Raw genomic sequence first — 18,230 nt, 5'->3', positions numbered from 1 at the left:
GAGCAACTCGTGGTGAACCACAGGGCTGGCGACGTGCAAGAGTTCGAGGCGCACGCGCCCGAGACCGAGCTCGACGACCTGCGCACGCGGCTGGCCGCCGCACGGCTGCCGGAAGCCGAGACGATCCGTCGCTCCGGGCCGGGTGCCCGACGGTGGGAGCAGGGCGTCCCGCTCACCGACCTCGTGGACCTCGTGGACTACTGGCTCCACGGGTACGACTGGCGGGCATTCGAGGCCCGCCTCGACCAGATCGGCCAGTTCCGCACCACCATCGACGGCCTGGGGATCCACTTCCTGCACCGCCGATCTGCCCGTGCGGACGCCACGCCTCTGATTCTGACGCACGGCTGGCCCGGCAGCATCGCCGAGTTCATCGACGTGATCGACGAGCTGGCCGACCCGGAGGACTCCCGCACGCCGGCCTTCCATGTCGTGGCACCGTCGTTGCCAGGCTTCGGCTACAGCGACAGGCCGTCCGCCACCGGATGGGGGACCGAGAAGATCGCGGTCGCGTGGGTCGAGCTGATGGACAGGCTCGGCTACACCAGGTTCCTCGCCCACGGCGGCGACTGGGGCGGCAACATCACCACCGTGCTGGGTGGACGGTTCCCGGGGCACGTCCTCGGCATCCACACCACCTTCGCCGACGCCCTGCCCGGGCTGACGACGGACGGGCTGACGACGGACGAGCGCAGGTGGGCCGCGGAGACGAGCGCCTTCTATGCGGGACCACGCGGGGCGTACGCGAAGCAGCAGGCGACCCGACCGCAGACGATCGGCTACGCGCTCGTCGACTCACCGGTCGGGCTCCTCGCCTGGATCCTCGACAAGTTCGCGGAGTGGTCGGACACCGAGGACAGCCCGTTCGAGACGATCTCCCGGGACCGCGTCCTGGACGACGTCACCCTGTACTGGCTGACGCGGACCGGCGCGTCCGCGGCCAGGATCTACCACGAGAGCCACGGCTCGATGGACCCCGAGCTCCGGGTCGACGTTCCCTCGGCCATCACGATGTACCCCCGCGACGTCGAGAAGATCCCGCGCCGCTGGGCGCAGGAGCGGTACCGGCAGATCGTCCGATGGACGTCACCCGAGGCAGGGGGACACTTCCCGTCGCTGGAGGTTCCCGACTACTTCGTCAGGGACCTGCAGGAAGGCCTCGCCGCGGTGCTGGCCGCCGACGGTCGTGGGTGATGCTGCGGCTCAGCACTCGGCGCGGCCGCGGCGCCAGTAGCCCATGAAGGCCACGGACCTGCGGTCCACGCCCTTGGTCCCGACCAGGTAGCGCCGCAGCGTCTTGATGACGCCCGCCTCGCCCGCCAGCCAGGCGTACAGCACGGTGTCCTGGGCCAGCGGCCTGCCGGAGGCGTCCACGGGCACCTCCCAGAGGATCCCGTTGTCGATGTCGACGTCGTCCAGGTCGCGCACCGTGCCGGACCCGGGGCCTGCGACCGGCTCGTCGGCCGTCGCCCGCACGCCCATCGCGAGCATGCGGTCGGCGGCCTCCTGGACGGCGGGCACCAGGTGGTCGCCGTGCTCGGCCTCCTCGCGGGCCAGCCAGGTGATCCGCACGCCGGCGGGCGCGGCGAACGTCCAGCGGTCCTCGCGGTGCGGGACCTCGAGGAACACCTCACCGACGGCGTCGTCGGGCAGCGCCTCGCAGATCGACGCGATGGCCGGGACCGCCGTCTCGTCGCCGGCGAGCAGGAGCGCGTGGCTCGTGGCCGGCGGCGCGAACTCGCGGCCGCCATGGCCGCCGGGGTGCGCGGCGTTGGGCCCGAGGATGACCAGCGGCGTGCCGGGCCGGGCGCCGTTCGCCCAGCGCGAGGCCGGACCGGTGTCCCCGTGCAGCACGATGTCGACGTCCACCTCGCGCAGGTCGGGCCGCACCGCACGCACGGTGTAGGTGCGCAGCGGGTTGCGGCGCTCCTCGGGCAGCGCACGCCACGACGTGAACCAGTCGGGGCTCTGCCGGTCGAGGTACTCCCAGCCCCCGCAGGGTGCGGGCAGCAGGAACTTGATCCGCTGGTCGGCGCCGTTGTCTGCGAACAGGTCGAGGTCGTCGCCGGTGAACGTGATGCGGACGAACGAGGGGCACAGCCGGGTGACCCGCTTGACCTCGACGTCGAACATGCGCCACGGCTGCGGCGCCACCTCGCGGAGGGGCTCGGACTGGGTCGCGGTCACGGAGGAGGTCACGCAGGACAGCCTAACCTCACCTGCCCGGCCCGGGACAACCCCCGTGAGCGGCGTCACACCCCGCCGGTCTCCCTGCTGGCCCGCACCTGGGCCATGCGCCGCAGGGTCAGGAGCACGGGGTCCGTGAGCAGGGTGCCGAGCACGACCTGTCGCAGGGCGGACACCGGATCGGGCCGCACGGTCCCCAGGTCGGCGGTACCGATCTGGTCGGCCGCCGCGGCGAGCTCCCGCAGGTAGTCGTCCGACACCTCCACGCCCGCGGCGTCGGCCGCGTCGAGCTGCTCGGCCAGGCGGTCGACGAGCAGCAGGTCGTCGCACCAGCCGCGCTCGGCCACCAGCTCGCGGGCACGCCGTCGCGACAGGTCCGTCCCGGCGCCGGCAGCCCGGTCACCCTCGGCCGCCACCAGCGCGTGGTGCGCGGCCCCCAGGAGGTCGTGGCGCGACGTCGGCGGGTCGTCCAGCGCCGCGAGGACGTCGCGGACGGCGGCCAGGCTCAGCCCGGCCGACTCGGTGAGCGCCCGCACCAGCCGCACGCGGCCCACGTGCGTGTCGTCGTAGTCGGCCTGCGTGCGCGACGTCGCCGCCCCCGGCGGCACCAGACCTTCGCGCAGGTAGTACTTCAGCGTGGCCACCGGCACTCCGGTCGCTGCCGCGAGCCCTGAGATGCGCATCCCGCTCCTTTCACCTCTTGACATTGGAGAGTAGCACTCCCCAATAATGGAGAGTCTAACTATCCAAGGAGACGTCATGGTGCACCTCACGACCCACGACCACGACGGCGACCTCGCCGTCTTCCTCATCGGCGCGCGGATCAACAAGCTCTGGCGACCCGACGGCTGGTGGCCGGCACTGGCCGCCATGGGACCGATGCTGCGCGAGCTCTACCAGGACCCCGGCTCAGGATTCCTCGGCGCCACCACGCTGATCGGCGCGCGCGGCCCGACGGTGGTGCAGTACTGGCGCAGCGTCGAGGACGTCTACCGCTATGCCAACGCGGACGAGCGCAAGCACCGGCCCGCCTGGGTCGAGTTCTACCGCCGCGCCAAGAGGGTCCCCGGAGCCGTCGGCGTCTGGCACGAGACGTTCTCGGTCCCCGCCGGCGGCCACGAGACGCTCTACGTCGGTGTCCCCGGGGCGATGGGCCTGGCCGCGGCGACCGGCGTCGTGCCCGCGAGCAGCCGCGGGCGCACGGCCCGCGAGCGCCTTCGCCACCGGTCCGAGCGCAGCGGCTGAACCTCGTCAGCCGACCTTCCCTCCGCCACGCTGACGCTCCGCGACGGCGTGGAACGCATCGTACCGCCGGCGGACGCTCTGCCGATCCGCCGCCGCAGGCACGTTCTCCTCGGCCGCCTCGAGAACGAGGCGCGCCTCCCGCTCCAAGGGCTGCAGCCGTTCCACCCGCTCGACGCACGAGGCCACGCGGGCGAGCGACTCGAGCAGGTGGATCAGGACGGGGACGTGGGACCCCGCGCACTGACGCACCTGGTCGAAAGCCTCACCGACGAGCTTGTCCCACGTGACCGGGTCGCGCACCACGATCCGCAGCGCGCCCGACTCGTCGACGAGGTGCGGCGACGGCATCCGCCGCGTCGCCAGCTCGCACAGCGCCGCTCCTGCCTGTTCGACGCAGGTACTGGCCGTGAACGGGTCGTTGATCGACGGCGAGAGGGCACGGATCGCGACCTCTGTCAGCTGCTGGATCGGGAACTCGACGTCCTGCTGGTGGCTGCGCCGGGCACCGACCAGCAGGGCCGCCGCGATCTCAGCGGCCACACCGTCCACGACACGCGCGTCCGGGGAGGCCACGGCGACGGTCGAGCGGCGCCCGACGAAACGCCCGGGCCGGGTGTCGAGACGGATCACGAGGTCGTGCTCTCGGCAGATGCGCAGGAGTCGCTGGAGATCGACGGTCTGCACGTACCCGACCTGCCCGGACTCGACCCGGCGCGCGCGCTCCTCGAAGTCGGCCGGCAGCACTCGCTGCGTCGGTGCCCGCTGCACACCCTCGATCGGCTCCGGGTCCGGGAACAGCGAGTCGGTGGCCCGGCGGAGCTCGTCGGCGATCGCCGCCACGAGGTTCGGCGCCTGGATCACCATGGCCACGTGATGGACGAAGTAGATCAGGACCAGGAGTCCCGCCACGGCGATCATCACCGCCACGGTCACCGACAGGTGCGGCACCGACGAGTCGTCGCTGCGCAGCACCCGGAGGATGAGCAACGAGTAGAGGAACGCGGACACGAACGTGCCCAGGGTCGCCTGCTGACCCCGGTCCCGCATGAAGGTCGACAGGACCCGCGGGCCGAACTGCGCCGAGGCGAGCTGGAGGGTGACGATCGTGATCGAGAACACCACACCGGCGACGGTGATCATGGACGCGGCGATGGTGCCCAGGATCTCCCGGGCGCCCTCGGTGCTCCCGGCGTAGAGGAAGGGACCGACGACGGGCAGGTCCTCGGGGTCCGTCACCTGGTCGAGCGTGATGGTCGACCAGGCCAGCCCGGCCGCGACGACCAGCATGACGGCAGGAAGGAACCAGTAGCTGCTTCGGAGTCGATCCCGGACCAGGTCTACGACGTCGCCCACACCAACCCCCTCGTCGGTCGTCCACGTAGCACGAAATCTACCGGCACAGCCGCTGCCGGCAGGGGCGCGGTCGCCGCACCGGTCAGCGGGTCGCCCAGAACGCCACGGCCGACGCCGATGCCACGTTGAGCGAGTCGACGGCGCCGGCCATCGGGATCGTCACCACCTGGTCAGCGGCCTCGACGGCGCCGCGCGACAACCCGTCCCCCTCCGCACCCAGGACGAGCGCGAGGCGCTCCGGCGGGCTGGCCGCCAGGTCGTCCAGCGAGACGGCGTCGTCGGCGAGCGCCAGCGCCGCGACCGTGAACCCGTCGTCCTGGAGGTCGTGCAGGCCGCCGGGCCAGGTGTCGAGCCGCGTCCACGGCACCTGGAACACCGTGCCCATCGACACCCGCACCGACCGGCGGTACAGCGGGTCGGCGCACCGCGGCGAGACGAGGACGGCGTCGACGCCGAGGCCCGCGGCGGCCCGGAAGATCGCCCCGACGTTGGTGTGGTCGACGATGTCCTCCAGCACCGCGACCCGCCGCGCCCCGGCTCCCCCGCGGGCGCCGGCGACCAGCTCGTGCACGGCCGGCAGCTCGGGACGGTGCATCGCGGCGAGCGCACCGCGGTGCAGGTGGAAGCCGGTGATCTCCCGCAGCACCTGCTCGTCGCCCACGTAGACCGGCGTGCCGGGATGGGCGTCGAGCACGTCGGCCATCGAGTCCAGCCACTTGTCGGCCATGAGGAACGAGCGCGGCCGGTGCCCCGCGGCAAGCGCCCGCCGGATGACGTTCGAGGACTCGGCCATGAACAGCCCCTCGGCGGGCTCTCGCACGGTACGGAGCTTGACGTCGGTGAGGTCGGTGTAGTCGCGCAGCCTCGGGTCGGCGGGATCGGTGACGCGGACGACGGCGGGGCGGGGGTCGGCGGGCGAGGTCACCCGGGGATTCTCTCAGCCCGCGAGCCGCACCTGTGCCGTCTGCTCCCCCGCCCGGTCGAGCCGCAGCGCGGCCGCAGGGCCGCCGTCGGGCAGCGACACCTCGTAGTCGCCGAGGAACCCGTCGACGCGGACGCGCCCGGCGTCGTCGGTGCGCAGCGTCGTCGGCGCGTGCCACCACTCGCCCTTGACCAGGGAGCGCAACCGCTCGTAGGCGGGCTTGGGCGAGCCGTCCCCGCGCAGCAGCCCGCCCGGCGCGCCCAGCCACATCCCGCGGTCGCCGAGGCCCCAGTAGTTGACCACCTCGACGGCCGGGTGGCTGAGCAGCGTGCGGTAGTGCCGCTCCACCTCGTCGGCCTGACGCTCCTCCCCCTCCGGGGTCGACGGCCAGGACTCCACCTGCCAGTCGTTGAGGTCGACGACGTGGTCGGGCATCAGCTCTCCGGACAGCAGCGTGCTCTCGGTGAGATGGATCGGGATGTTGTACCGCGCGAACCGCTCCAGGATGCGCAGCGTCTTCTCCTCGCCCCAGTACCCCTGGTGCATGTGCGACTGCAGTCCCAGCCGGTCGATGCGGATGCCCGCCTCGAGCACCGCCTCGATCAGGCACTCGTACGCCGTCGACATGTCGAAGTCGTTGAGCAGCAAGGTGGCGCCCGGGTTGGTGGCCCGGGCCTCGTCGAACGCCATCCGGATCGTCTCCACGCGGCCCTTGAGCCGGGCGAGCGGCGTGATCGCGTTCTCCTCGGCAGTGAAGACGGGCATGATCACCGCCTCGTTGATCGCGTCCCACGTGTCGATGACCCCGGCGAAGTCGCCGACGTCGCGCCGGATGCGTTCGCGCTGCAGCCGCTCGACCTCGTCCAGCGGACGGTCGAGGAGCCAGCGCGGCTGCACGGTGTGCCACACGAGCGGGTGCCCCTTGACGGTGACGCCCCGGTCGGCGAACCAGCGGGCCGCGGCCAGGGTCTCGGCCGTGCGGGGCGCGCCCTGGGTGGGTTCGAACGTGCCCCAGTAGAACGGCAGCGTGGCGACGTTGAACAGGTCGAGCCAGCGGTCGGCGAAATCGTTGTCGTAGACAGGGTCGGACGACCGGCCGTTCACGTGGTCCATCAGCTCGAAGCCGATGCAGCCGAACCCGACGGCGTGCCGCGTCTGGGCCACGACGACGTCGGTGCCCGCCAGCGGTGTGCCGTCCGGCCCGGCGACGGTCACCTCGGCCATGGCGCGCCGGTGCGCCAGGGACGGGTCGGGCGCGTGGTCCGTGAGTGCGGTGAAGAGCGTCACACGACCATGGTGCCGCACCCCGGCTCAGGACCGCGCGAAGAGCCGCAGCGTGAGATCACGCCACACCTGCGTGCCCACCCCGCCGGGCGCCGTGTCGAACACGTGGTCCGCCGCGGGCAGCAGCACCAGCTCCTGCCGGACCCCCTGACCGGCGAGCACCGCGGCGAGCTCCTGCGACCCGTCCGGCGGGACCAGGTGGTCGGCCTCGCCGGTGACGATCAGCGTCGGCGGGGCGCCGGGCGTCACGTGCTCGGCCGGCGTGATCGCGGCGTACCGCTCCGCGTGCTGCGACGGCGTCCCGCCGGTGTACCGCTCGGTCAGCTCGCGTCCCCGCGGACCCATGACGGGATCGGGGTTGTCGTGGACGCCCACCGGCGACGCCACGGGGTACAGCGTGCTCACGGCGGCGACGGGCGGCAGGTGCCCGTCGCACGCGGGCTCCAGGTCCCCGGCGGCGGTCCGGTAGGCGACCTCCAGGGCGAGGTTGCCACCCGCGGAGTCGCCGGCCAGGAAGAGCTCGGTCGCGTCCCCACCGTGCTCCGCAGCGTGCTCGCCCACCCAGGCCAGGGCGCAGGCCACCTGCGGCTCCACCGTGTCCCACCGGTGGCGGTCGTCGCTCGAGAGCGGGTAGTCGATGCTGACGGCCAGGTAACCCTGCGCGGCGAACCATGCCGCGTGCGACGCCGTGGTCCGCTGCAGCCGGTCGCCGGAGACCCAGCCACCGCCGTGGACGAGGACCACGACGGGCGCCGCCTCGGCCGCACCCCCCTCGGGCAGCCACAACGACAGGTCCTGCGGCTCGCCGTCCACCTCGCCGTACCGGGCGTCGAGGTCCGCCCCCACGTCACCCGGCGTGAGCCGGAAGAGCTCGGCGATCTGCACGCCGACCGCGTGCTCCTGCGCCACCCGCAGCTGTTGGGTCACCACCACCAGCGCCGCGGCGGCCGCGACGAGCCCACCGGCCACGGCCACGACGCGGGCGACCGTGCCGTGCCGCAGGAGCGTTGCCGCCGCGCCCAGGGTCACCACCAGCCCCGCCACGACGATCCACGGAGCCCACGCGGCGGCGTACCCGCCGACGTGCCCGACCCACGGCACCCCCGGCAGGAGCGCTCCCGCCGCGACGACCGCCAGCGTGACCGCGACGACGACCAGGATCCCCACCACGACGCTCGGTCGGCGGCGGCGCTCGTCCCTCCCCGGGCTGCCGCGTCCACCGGTGGACGGTCCCGGGGCGTGGTGGGGGCGGTGGGCGGTCACGGGTCCACCCTGGCACGCCGGCGTTGCCCGGCGCACCTGTGGCGAGCGGGCCTAGGATCTTCGACGTGCTGCGACACGACGTCACGACCCGCGACCGGACGGCCGCCGACCTTCCCCGGCTCGTCGACGCTCTCGGTGCGCAGCAGCCCCTCTCGGGGTATCCGCACCGGTGGCCGCTGCCGTTCCCCGCCGAGGAGTTCATCGTGCGACCGGGCGAGGAGCGTGCCTGGGTCGCCGACGACGGCGGCCGGGCCGTCGGGCACGTCAGCGCCACGACGGTGGGCGACGACGAGCACGGTGCCCTGTGGTCGGCGGGCGCAGGCCGGCCCGTGGCCGAGCTGTCCTGCGTCTCCGTGCTCTTCGTGCACCCGCACGCCCAGGGCCGTGGCGTCGGCGGACTCCTCCTCGACACCGCCGCCGCGTGGATCCGTGACACCGGCCGCACCCCGGTGCTCGACGTCGACGACCGCGACGGCGTGGCTCACGCCGTCTACCTGCGCAAGGGGTGGCGGATCGTCGGCGAGGCCCGGTTCGACTGGCAGCGGGAGGGATCTCCCCCCGCCCGGCTCATGGTGCTGCGGTCGTGACGTCCTCGACCACCTCGGACTCCTCGACGGCCGGCGCCGCGAACTGGCTCGCATAGAGCCGGGCATAGGCGCCACCGGCCGCGAGGAGCTCGTCGTGGCCACCCTGCTCGACGATCCCGCCGTGCTCCATGACCACGATGACGTCGGCGTCGCGGATGGTCGACAACCGGTGGGCGATCACGAAGGCGGTGCGCCCGGACCGCAGCGCGTTCATCGCCTGCTGCACGAGCACCTCGGTCCGCGTGTCGACCGAGCTCGTCGCCTCGTCGAGCACGAGGATCTCCGGGTCGGCGAGGAACGCCCGGGCGATGGTCAACAGCTGCTTCTCCCCCGCCGACAGCGCGGTGCCCTCGTCGTCCAGCACCGTGTCGTACCCGTCCGGCAGCGTCCGCACGAACGGGTCCACCGAGGTGGCCCGGGTCGCCTCGAGGAAGGCCTCCGCCGAGACGTCGGCGTCGTCCGGGACGCCGTAGCGCAGGTTCTCCTCGATCGTGCCCCGGAACAGCCACGTGTCCTGCAGCACCATGCCGATCCGCGAGCGCAGGCCGTGGCGGGTCAGCTCCCGGATGTCGACGCCGTCGAGCGTGATGCGACCGGCGTCGATCTCGTAGAACCGCATGAGCAGGTTCACCAGCGTGGTCTTGCCCGCCCCGGTCGGGCCCACGATCGCGACCGTCTGCCCCGGCTCGGCGACGAGGTCCAGGTCCTCGATGAGCGGCTCGGCGGGGTCGTAGGAGAACGAGACCCCCGAGAACTCGACCCGCCCCCGCACGTGCCCGAGGTCTCGGGCCGGCACGGGATCCGGGTCCTGCTCCGGTGCGTCGAGGAGCGTGTAGACGCGCTCGGCGGAGGCGACGCCGGACTGCAGCAGGTTCATCATCGAGGCGACCTGCGTCAGCGGCTGGGTGAACTGCCGCGAGTACTGGATGAAGGCCTGCACGTCACCGATGGACAGCTGCCCGGACGCCACGCGCAGCCCGCCGATGACGGCGACGAGCACGTAGTTGAGGTTGGCCAGGAATCCCATCGACGGCTGGATGGTGCCCGAGATGAACTGCGCACGACGGGTCGCGTCGTAGACCGCCTCGTTCTCGCGGGCGAACGTCTGCGCGGCCTCCTCCTGCCGGCCGTACACCTTGACCAGGGCGTGGCCGGTGAACATCTCCTCGACGTGGGCGTTGAGCCGACCGGTGGCCGCCCACTGCTCGACGAACTGCGGCTGGGACCGCTTGGCGATCGCCATGGTCAGCACCACGGACAGCGGCACGGTCACCAGCGCCACCAGAGCCAGCACCCACGAGATCCAGAACATCATCGCCAGGACGCCGACGACGGTCAGGACGGAGGTGACGAGCTGGGCGAGGGTCTGCGTGGTCGTCTGCGCCACGTTGTCGATGTCGTTCGTGACACGAGACAGGATGTCGCCCCGAGCCTGCTTGTCGACGTGGCTGAGCGGGATGCGGTGCAGCTTGGCCTCGACGTCGTCGCGCAGCCGCCGCACCGTGTTCTGCACCGCGACGGTCATCAGCCGGGCCTGCAGCCAGCCGAACACGAACGCGCCCAGGTAGATCAGCACGACGACGGCGAGGATCTGCGCGAGCCGGTCGACGTCGACACCCTGGCCGGGGACGACGTCGCCCATCGAGGCGACCATGTCGGCCTGCGCGTCGTCGCCCGCGGCGCGCAGCCGGGCGACCGCCTCCTCGGCCGTGGTGCCCGCCGGCATCGTGCGCCCGAGGAGCTGACCGACGAACCCTTCGAAGATGACGTCCGTCGCGTCGCCCAGGATCTTCGGACCGGTCACGGTCAGCGCGACGGAGACCACGCCGCACAGCGTCAGCAGGACGACCCGGGCCCGCTCCGGACGCATCGTGCCGGCGAACCGTCCCAGCGATCCTCTGAAGTCCAGGGGCTTGGCCGTCGGCACACCGACGCGGGGCCCGTGCGGGCCGCTCATGCCGCCTCCTCCAGGGACATCTGCGACGTGACGATCTCGGCGTACGTCTCGTTGGACTCGAGCAGCTCGGCGTGGGTGCCGCGCCCGACGATCCGCCCGTGGTCCAGGACGAGGATCTGGTCCGCCTCGCGGATCGTCGCGACCCGTTGCGCCACGACGATCACCGCGGCGTCGGCGGTCTGCGGCCGCAACGCCGCCCGCAGACGCGCGTCGGTCGCGTAGTCCAGCGCGGAGAACGAGTCGTCGAAGAGGTAGATCCGCGGACGGCGGATCACGGCCCGGGCGATGGCGAGGCGCTGGCGCTGACCCCCCGAGAACGTCGTCCCGCCCTGGGAGACCGGCGCGTGGAGGCCCTCGTGCAGCGCCTCGACGAAGTCCCGCGCCTGCGCGACCTCGAGCGCCTCCCACATCTCGGCCTCGGTGGCGTCGGCCTTGCCGTAGCGCAGGTTGTCCGCCACCGTGCCGGAGAACAGGAACGCCTTCTGCGGCACCAGCCCCATCAACGACCCGAGATCGCGCAGCGACAGGTCCCGGACATCGGTGCCGTCGATGCTCACCCGACCGCCGGTCACGTCGAAGAGCCGTGGCACGAGGTGGAGGAGCGTCGTCTTGCCCGCTCCGGTCGAGCCGATGATCGCCGTCGTCCGTCCCGGGGCCGCGGTGAACGTGAGGTCGCGGAGCACCGGCTCGTCAGCACCGGGATAGCCGTACTCCACCGCCTCGAAGTCCACCCGTCCCCGTGGGCCCTCGCCGTCGGCGAGCGAGGTCAGCGCGACCGGCCGGGCGGGCTCGGCCACGGACGTCCGGGTGCCGAGCACGTCGCCGATACGTCCCGCGGCGACCGCGGCCCGCGGGATCATCATGACCATCATCGTGGACATCATGACGGCCATGAGGATGAACATGATGTAGGACAGGAAGGCCATCAGCGAGCCCACCTGCAGCTCGCCCGCCGAGACCTCGCCCGCTCCGAACCAGAGCACGGCCACCTGCGAGAGGCTCATGATGAGCATGACCGTCGGGAAGGCGAGGGCCATCAGCTTGCCGGCGCCGAGGGAGACGTCGTAGAGGCGGGCGTTCGCCGCACCGAAGCGCTGCGTCTCGCGCTCCTCGCGGACGAACGCCCGGACCACCCGCATCCCGGTGATCTGCTCGCGCAGCACCGCGTTGATGACGTCGATCCGCGCCTGCATCCCCCGGAAGTACGGGACCATCCGCCACATGATCAGGCCGACGACGACGCCGAGGAGCGGGACGACCACGAGCAGCAGCCGCGAGAGCGTCGGGTCCTCCCGCAGAGCCATCACGACGCCGCCCACCATCATGATCGGCGCCATCACCATGACCGTGAAGGTCATGAGCACGACCATCATGACCTGCTGGACGTCGTTGGTGGTGCGGGTGATGAGCGACGGCGCACCGAACTCGCCCAGCTCCCGGGCGGAGAAGTCCTGGACGGAGTCGAAGAGGTCCCGACGCAGGTCCCGGCCGAACGCGGTGGCGGCCCGGGCACCCAGGTAGACGGCTCCGATCGCGCAGACCACCTGGGCGAGGCTGACGGCGAGCATCCAGCCACCGACCCGCATGATGTAGCCGGTGTCGCCCAAGGTCACGCCCCGGTCGACGATGTCGGCGTTGAGGGCGGGCAGGTACAGCGAGCCCAGCGTCGCGACGAGCTGGAGCAGGAGCAGCAGCGCCACGGCGGCCCGGTACGGGCGGAGGTAGCGGCGCACGAGCGTGACGAGCATCAGGCCTCCGAGCTCTCGGGCGAGGTGACGATGCCGTGGACGAGCGCGTCGGCGATGACCTCGGCCGACGGTGCGGGCATCAGGTGGTCGACCCGGGCGTGCGTCCCGGCGATGCTCGCCTCGACGAGCGCGACCGCCACCTCGACCGGGACGCGCAGGCAGTGGGCGTCGGGCGCCAGGACCGCGGTGAGTCCTTCGAGGGTGGCGGCACGTTGCTCGGCGCGCTGCTCGGCGAGCTGCGCGCGGAAGTCCCGGACGCGCTCGTCGGCGACGACGTCCCGGGACCCTGCGCGGTGGTGCAGCACCCGCAGCACCCCCATCCATCGCACGACCTCGCCCATCCGCCGCCGGCCGAGCTCGATGACCTCGGCCAGGCGCGACGCGAGCGGACGGTCCGGGTCGATGCCGGCGAGCTCGGCGCGGGTCTCCTCGGGCCCTGAGGCACGGTGCAGCCCCTCCACCGCCACGGCGCCGAGCAGCGAGGACTTGTCCCCGAACGCGCGGAAGATCGTCCCCTCGGCGACGCACGCGGCCGTGGCCAGCTCGCGCGAGGTGACGTCGACGCCGCGCTCGGCGACGATCGGGAGCACGGCGTCGATGATCGCCGCACGGCGATCGGCGGGGTCCATCCGGGCGGCGCGGCCGGCCGGGGCGTCCTGTGTCACCACCGGAGCATAAATGAGTGAGCACTCACTCCGCAAGTGGTCCCGGCGGCGTGCAGCACGACGCAGCCCCGCCGCCCGCGAGGGCGACGGGGCTGCGACGGCCGACGTCTCCGGCGGTGCCGGACGACGACTCAGGTCACTGCTGCGGCGGAGGCGGTGTGCCCTCGTCGTCCGTGCCGAGCGTGCGCGGCTGCGTCGGGGCGGGCGGAGCCGGCGGCTGCTCCCCTGCCGGGCGCTGGCCGCGCTCGACACCACGCTCGAACGGCGCACCGGAACGAGTGCCCGAGCTCGTGGCGTCGGCGGTGGCGGCCTGGGCCTGGCGGCGGGCCTCGGCGAGCGCCTCGCCCGGGTCCTGCAGTCCGGACTTGCCCAGCGCAGCGCGCACGGCGGCGCTCACGCCGCTGCCGCTGTCGTCGTCGTCCGACGGCTCCGCGGGGATGCCGGGCGTACCGGGCGTGCCGCCGAAGCCCTTGGCGATCGAGCCGAGCGCCGCCGTGAACTCCGTCGGGACGACCCACAGCTTGGAGGACGAGCCGTTGGCGATCTCCGGGAGCATCTGCAGGTACTGATAGGCGAGCAGCTTGGGGTCCGGGTTGCCCTCGTGGATGGCACCGAACACCTGCAGGATGGCCCGCGCCTCACCCTCGGCCGTGAGGATCGCCGCCTGGGCGTCACCCTCGGCCTTGAGGATCTGCGACTGCTTCTCACCCTCGGCCGTGAGGATCGCCGACTGCTTGACACCCTCGGCGGTGAGGATGGTGGCACGACGGTCACGCTCGGCACGCATCTGCTGCTCCATCGCACCCTGGACGGAGGCCGGCGGGTCGATGGACTTCAGCTCGACGCGGTTGACGCGCACGCCCCACCGGCCGGTCGCCTCGTCCAGCACGCCGCGGAGCTGACCGTTGATCTGGTCACGGCTGGTCAGCGTCTGCTCGAGGTCCATGGAGCCGACGACGTTACGCAGCGTGGTCACCGTGAGCTGCTCGATACCGCTGATGTAGTTGGCGATCTCGTAGACCGCGGACTTGGGCTCGGTCACCTGGAAGTAGATGACCGTGTCGATGCTGACCACGAGGTTGTCCGAGGTGATCACGGGCTGGGGCGGGAACGACACGACCTGCTCGCGCAGGTCGACGCCGGCCCGCACCTTGTCGATGAAGGGGATCAGCCAGTGCAGGCCCGGCTCGAAGGTCTTCTCGTACCGGCCCAGGCGCTCGATGATCAGCGCCGTCGCCTGCGGGACGATCTGCACCATCTTGAACAGCGCCACCACCACGAAGATGACGACGATGACCAGCAAGACGGTGAGGACGATTGTTCCTGGTTCCACGAGTTCTCTTTCCGTTGGGGACGCCGTCGTCAGACGGTGCCGTCGGCGTTCTGGCTCGTCGCCCCGGCCGGTGCGACCACCGCCGTCGCGCCGTCGATCTTCACGACCCGGACCTCGACGCCCTCCGGGACACGACCGGTGCTGTTCGGCAGACCGTCGTCGACCAGCCGAGCCGACCACACCTCGCCGGAGAGCTTGACGCGACCGCCGAGCTCGGTCACCTCGGAGATGACCACGGCCGTCCGGCCCACCTGGGCGGCGGCGTTCGTCTCGACCAGGACCGTCCGGCGGCGCAGGTTCTGCAGCAGCCACGGGCGCAGGGTGACGATCAGCAGGACCGCCACGACGCACGCGACGATGACCTGGAGCCAGAAGGGGCCGCCCGCCGCGGCGGTGATCCCGCCGGCGACCGCACCACCGGCGAGCATGATGAAGACGAGGTCGAGCGAGAGCATCTCCACGACGGCGAGGACGAGGGCCCCGCCGATCCACCACACCCAGCCGTCCATGGCTACCTCCGACCGCAGCGTCTGCTTTGCTCTGAATTTACCAAATTATCGCCGGGATGTGCAGCGCTTCAGCGTCCGGCGGGTCGCGCCGCCCGGGCCAGCCAACGACCGCCCCCGTGGGCGACCAGCAGGTCCATCCCGAAGGCGCGTGAGAGGTTCTCCGACGTCAGGACCTCCTCCAGCGGCCCGGCCGCCTCGACCTTGCCGTCGCCCAGGAGCAGCAGGTGCGTGAAGCCGGGCGGGATCTCCTCGACGTGGTGGGTGACCACGACCAGCACCGGCGAGGCCTCGTCGCCCGCGAGCTCGGCCAGCGCACCGACGAGCTCCTCGCGTCCCGCGACGTCGAGACCGGCGGCCGGCTCGTCGAGGAGCAGCACCTCCGGGTCGGTCATGAGCGCGCGGGCGATCTGCACACGCTTGCGCTCGCCCTCGCTGAGCGTGCCGTAGCGCCGTTCCGCGAGGTCCGCGACGTCGAACGCGCCGAGCAGCGCCAGCGCCTGCTCGGTGTCCAGCTCCTCGTACTCCTCACGCCAGCGTCCGGTCACGCCGTACGCGGCGGTCACCACGACGTCACGCACCGATTCGTGGTGCGGGATCTTGTCGGCGAGCGCCGCGGACGAGAACCCGATCCGGGGGCGGAGCTCGAAGACGTCGACGCGTCCCAGCCGCTCACCCAGCAGGTCGACGGTGCCCGCCGTCGGGTGCGAACGGGCCGCGAGGATCTGCAGCAGCGTCGTCTTGCCGGCCCCGTTGGGGCCGAGGACGATCCAGCGCTCCCCCTCGGAGACGGTCCAGTCGACGGAGTCGACGATCGTGGAGGTGCCGCGTCGGACGGTGACGCCCTGCAGGTCGAGTACCGCGCTCATGAGGCCCGACCCTACCGGAGCGAGGAACGCTCCCCGCCCACCCACGGCGAGGCCGCCGGGACGGTCCACGAAGCGTCGCGACGGGCGCCGGGGCACGTCAGGCGTCTATCGTGCGAGGCGTGAGCGAGACCACCACCCTGCCCCGCAGCGTCGTGCTGGCGCTGTGGCTCCAGGCGCTCGGCGCGTCGCACGGACTGGCGGTGCGGTCGGTGACCGAGGACGACGAGCCGCACGTCGTCCTCGGCCTGCCCGGCGCCGAGGCCGAGCAGGTGACCCTGAAGGAGCTCGTCGCCACCTTCTCCGACGGACCTCGCGAGGTCTGCGCCGTCCTGCCCGCGCCGGGGGACCCGTCAGGGGTCCCGGCGGCCGCCACGGCCGCGGCCACCGAGTCCGGCGAGTGCCTGCTCGTGACGACCTCCGCCGGTTCGTGGGCGGCGGTGCCCCGGGTCACCCCGTTCGGCTCGGCGCTCGAGCCGGGCCACCTGGTGACGTGGCAGGTGGTGGAGGTCCCGCCGTGGTCCACGCTCCTGGCGGGGGCGCTCGGGTCGCTCGCCGACGCCGAACGCGAGCTGCGCAGCAGCCTCGTCGTCGCGACCGAGGCGCTCGACTCGCTCGACGTCGCCCGGTGGCGCGACGACGCCGCGGACGCGATCGAGCGGGTCCGGAGCTCGAGCACCGCGAGCTGGCCCGTGCCCGACCTCGACGGGCGCCGGGCACGGGTCATGCAGCTCGCCACGCGCCTGCTGGCCATCGTGGACCTGGCGACCGACGACGACGGCGCGGCGGTCAACGTCTGGCAGGCCGACCAGCGCTCGACCGCCCTGCGCGAGGTCGAGCGCACGGCGCGACGAGCGCTGAGCGCCGCCACCTACGCTGCGGTGCCCTGAACCGTCAGGGCACCGCAGCACGGGGCTCAGCGGCCCCGCGCCACCGTCTCGACCTCCAGCACCGACCGGTACACGTCCATCGTGCGTTCGGCGATCGACGTCCACGCGAAGTGCTCCTCGGCGCGCCGGCGGCCCGCGGCACCCATCGCGGCGGCCCGGGTCGGGTCGCCGACGACGGCGGTCAGGGCCGCGGCCAGCTCGCTCACCCAGCGCTCAGGGTCCAGCGGCGTCCCCGTGCCGTCGTCCGCCTGCTCGATCGGCACGAGCACGCCGGTGACGCCGTCGTCGACCACCTCGGGGATGCCGCCCGTCGCCGTGGCCACCACGGGCAGGCCCACGGCCATGGCCTCGAGGTTGACGATGCCGAGGGGCTCGTAGACCGAGGGGCACGCGAAGACCGTCGAGGCGGCGAGGACGGCGCACAGGTCCTGGCGCGGCAGCATCTCCTCGATCCACACCACGCCGGCCCCCGCTCCCCCACCGCGTGCGGCGCGCAGGTCGTCCACCAGCGCCCGGACCTCCGCCATGATCTCCGGCGTGTCCGGGGCACCGGCGCAGAGGACCACCTGGACCTCGCGCGGGAGCCGGGCCGCGGCGCGCAGGAAGTCCGGCAGCCCCTTCTGCCGGGTGATGCGCCCGACGAACACCACGGCCGGGCGCCCCACGTCGATGCCGTGCTGCCCCGCGACGCGCGCCACGACGTCGTCGGACGGCCGCACCCAGCCGTCCAGGTCGATGCCGTTGTGGACGACGTGCACCCGGTCCGGGTCGAGCTCGGGGTAGCAGCGCAGGATGTCGTCGCGCATGCCGGCGGAGACCGCGACGATCCCGGCCGCCCCGAGGTAGGCCGTGCGCTCGGCCCAGCTCGACACGGCGTAGCCGCCGCCGAGCTGCTCGGCCTTCCAGGGACGCAACGGCTCGAGCGAGTGCGCTGTGACCACGTGCGGGACCCCGTGCAGCAGGCCTCCGAGGTGCCCGGCCATGTTCGCGTACCAGGTGTGCGAGTGCACCACGTCGGCGCCGGCGACGTCGTCGGCCATCGCCAGGTCCACGCCGAGCGTGCGGAGCGTCGCGTTCGCCCCCGCCAGGGTGGCGGGCTCGTCGTAGCCGGTCACGTGCTCGGCGTCGGCGCGGGGGCCGTCGAAGCAGCGCACGCGGACGTCCGCGTGGGGACGCAGGACGGCGGAGAGCTCGGCGACGTGCACGCCGGCGCCGCCGTAGACGTGCGGCGGGAACTCACGGGTCAGCAGGTCGATCCTCAGCGGGGTGCTCACGCACCTCAACGTAGCGCTCCCGGCCGCGTCGTGCGGCATGCGCCGCCCCGAGGTCCTAGGTGTACTGACTCGGGACGTTGTTGATTCGGTCGATGGGGCGTAGGCCGCCGATGCCGGTGTGGGGTCGTTCCAGGTTGTAGTGGTCGAGCC

17 protein-coding genes are annotated in these 18,230 nt (G+C 72.6%); 4 read left to right on the top strand and 13 right to left on the bottom strand.

The window, feature by feature from the left end; translation table 11 throughout:
- Positions 1-12 precede the first annotated feature (12 nt).
- Positions 13-1,194 carry an epoxide hydrolase family protein gene (locus BCL65_RS16965; RefSeq protein ID WP_106269735.1) on the top strand — a complete coding sequence of 394 codons (1,182 nt, stop codon included), beginning with the start codon at positions 13-15 and terminating at the stop codon, positions 1,192-1,194.
- A gap of 9 nt (positions 1,195-1,203) precedes the next feature.
- On the opposite strand, the gene BCL65_RS16960 is transcribed toward BCL65_RS16965, so the two are convergent.
- Complete coding sequence (locus tag BCL65_RS16960) at positions 1,204-2,133, bottom strand: siderophore-interacting protein (protein WP_106269734.1); 930 nt, start codon at positions 2,131-2,133, stop codon at positions 1,204-1,206.
- Positions 2,134-2,252: 119 nt separating this feature from the next.
- The gene (locus BCL65_RS16955; RefSeq protein WP_106269700.1) at positions 2,253-2,870 is read right to left on the bottom strand and encodes a MerR family transcriptional regulator; all 618 of its coding nucleotides are present in this window, start codon (positions 2,868-2,870) and stop codon (positions 2,253-2,255) included.
- Positions 2,871-2,946: 76 nt separating this feature from the next.
- On the opposite strand from BCL65_RS16955, the gene BCL65_RS16950 reads away from it, so the two are divergent.
- Positions 2,947-3,432 (top strand): DUF4188 domain-containing protein, encoded by a 486-nt coding sequence (locus BCL65_RS16950; protein WP_181340746.1) that lies wholly within the window; start codon positions 2,947-2,949, stop codon positions 3,430-3,432.
- Positions 3,433-3,438: 6 nt separating this feature from the next.
- Here the strand turns inward: BCL65_RS16950 and BCL65_RS16945 are convergent, their stop codons facing one another.
- The 4 genes from BCL65_RS16945 to BCL65_RS16930 all read right to left on the bottom strand — a co-directional run bounded on the left by BCL65_RS16945 (position 3,439) and on the right by BCL65_RS16930 (position 8,254).
- Positions 3,439-4,785, bottom strand: coding sequence for a DUF2254 domain-containing protein (locus tag BCL65_RS16945; RefSeq protein ID WP_258176974.1), 1,347 nt, complete (start codon positions 4,783-4,785; stop codon positions 3,439-3,441).
- Positions 4,786-4,867: 82 nt separating this feature from the next.
- Positions 4,868-5,710 carry a TrmH family RNA methyltransferase gene (locus BCL65_RS16940; RefSeq protein ID WP_106269698.1) on the bottom strand — a complete coding sequence of 281 codons (843 nt, stop codon included), beginning with the start codon at positions 5,708-5,710 and terminating at the stop codon, positions 4,868-4,870.
- Between the two features lie 12 nt (positions 5,711-5,722).
- Positions 5,723-6,931: an endo-1,4-beta-xylanase gene (locus tag BCL65_RS16935; RefSeq protein WP_106269732.1), complete on the bottom strand. Its 1,209-nt coding sequence runs from the start codon at positions 6,929-6,931 to the stop codon at positions 5,723-5,725.
- An 87-nt stretch (positions 6,932-7,018) separates the two neighbouring features.
- Positions 7,019-8,254: an alpha/beta hydrolase gene (locus BCL65_RS16930; protein ID WP_165800067.1), complete on the bottom strand. Its 1,236-nt coding sequence runs from the start codon at positions 8,252-8,254 to the stop codon at positions 7,019-7,021.
- A 65-nt stretch (positions 8,255-8,319) separates the two neighbouring features.
- Between BCL65_RS16930 and BCL65_RS16925 the strand changes: the two genes are divergently transcribed.
- Positions 8,320-8,841: a GNAT family N-acetyltransferase gene (locus tag BCL65_RS16925; protein WP_165800068.1), complete on the top strand. Its 522-nt coding sequence runs from the start codon at positions 8,320-8,322 to the stop codon at positions 8,839-8,841.
- Here the strand turns inward: BCL65_RS16925 and BCL65_RS16920 are convergent.
- The 6 genes from BCL65_RS16920 to BCL65_RS16895 all read right to left on the bottom strand — a co-directional run bounded on the left by BCL65_RS16920 (position 8,822) and on the right by BCL65_RS16895 (position 15,919).
- Complete coding sequence (locus BCL65_RS16920; protein ID WP_106269695.1) at positions 8,822-10,798, bottom strand: ABC transporter ATP-binding protein; 1,977 nt, start codon at positions 10,796-10,798, stop codon at positions 8,822-8,824. The two genes, BCL65_RS16925 and BCL65_RS16920, sit on opposite strands and share 20 nt — an antisense overlap.
- On the bottom strand, positions 10,795-12,546 hold the full coding sequence (locus BCL65_RS16915) for an ABC transporter ATP-binding protein (protein WP_165800069.1): 1,752 nt from the start codon (positions 12,544-12,546) through the stop codon (positions 10,795-10,797). Before BCL65_RS16915 ends, BCL65_RS16920 begins: the two co-directional genes overlap by 4 nt.
- Entirely contained in the window at positions 12,546-13,211 is a 666-nt protein-coding gene (locus BCL65_RS16910; protein ID WP_243401156.1) for a TetR/AcrR family transcriptional regulator, read from the bottom strand. The genes BCL65_RS16915 and BCL65_RS16910 overlap by 1 nt, the downstream gene beginning before the upstream one ends.
- Before the next feature lie 136 nt (positions 13,212-13,347).
- Positions 13,348-14,469 (bottom strand): SPFH domain-containing protein, encoded by a 1,122-nt coding sequence (locus BCL65_RS16905; protein WP_445614935.1) that lies wholly within the window; start codon positions 14,467-14,469, stop codon positions 13,348-13,350.
- Between the two features lie 104 nt (positions 14,470-14,573).
- Positions 14,574-15,053: an NfeD family protein gene (locus BCL65_RS16900; protein ID WP_106269693.1), complete on the bottom strand. Its 480-nt coding sequence runs from the start codon at positions 15,051-15,053 to the stop codon at positions 14,574-14,576.
- A 68-nt stretch (positions 15,054-15,121) separates the two neighbouring features.
- Entirely contained in the window at positions 15,122-15,919 is a 798-nt protein-coding gene (locus BCL65_RS16895) for an ABC transporter ATP-binding protein (protein WP_106269692.1), read from the bottom strand.
- A gap of 119 nt (positions 15,920-16,038) precedes the next feature.
- Between BCL65_RS16895 and BCL65_RS16890 the strand changes: the two genes are divergently transcribed.
- Positions 16,039-16,806 carry a hypothetical protein gene (locus BCL65_RS16890; RefSeq protein WP_106269691.1) on the top strand — a complete coding sequence of 256 codons (768 nt, stop codon included), beginning with the start codon at positions 16,039-16,041 and terminating at the stop codon, positions 16,804-16,806.
- 26 nt (positions 16,807-16,832) lie between these two features.
- On the opposite strand, the gene glgA is transcribed toward BCL65_RS16890, so the two are convergent.
- Positions 16,833-18,068: a glycogen synthase gene (gene glgA / locus BCL65_RS16885; protein ID WP_181340747.1), complete on the bottom strand. Its 1,236-nt coding sequence runs from the start codon at positions 18,066-18,068 to the stop codon at positions 16,833-16,835.
- Positions 18,069-18,230: the final 162 nt, after the last annotated feature.

This window comes from Isoptericola halotolerans, assembly GCF_003003075.1.
Taxonomy (GTDB): Bacteria; Actinomycetota; Actinomycetes; order Actinomycetales; family Cellulomonadaceae; genus Isoptericola; species Isoptericola halotolerans_A.
The sequence above is the reverse complement of the archived record's forward strand: the minus strand, read 5'-3'. Positions and strand labels throughout refer to the sequence as shown.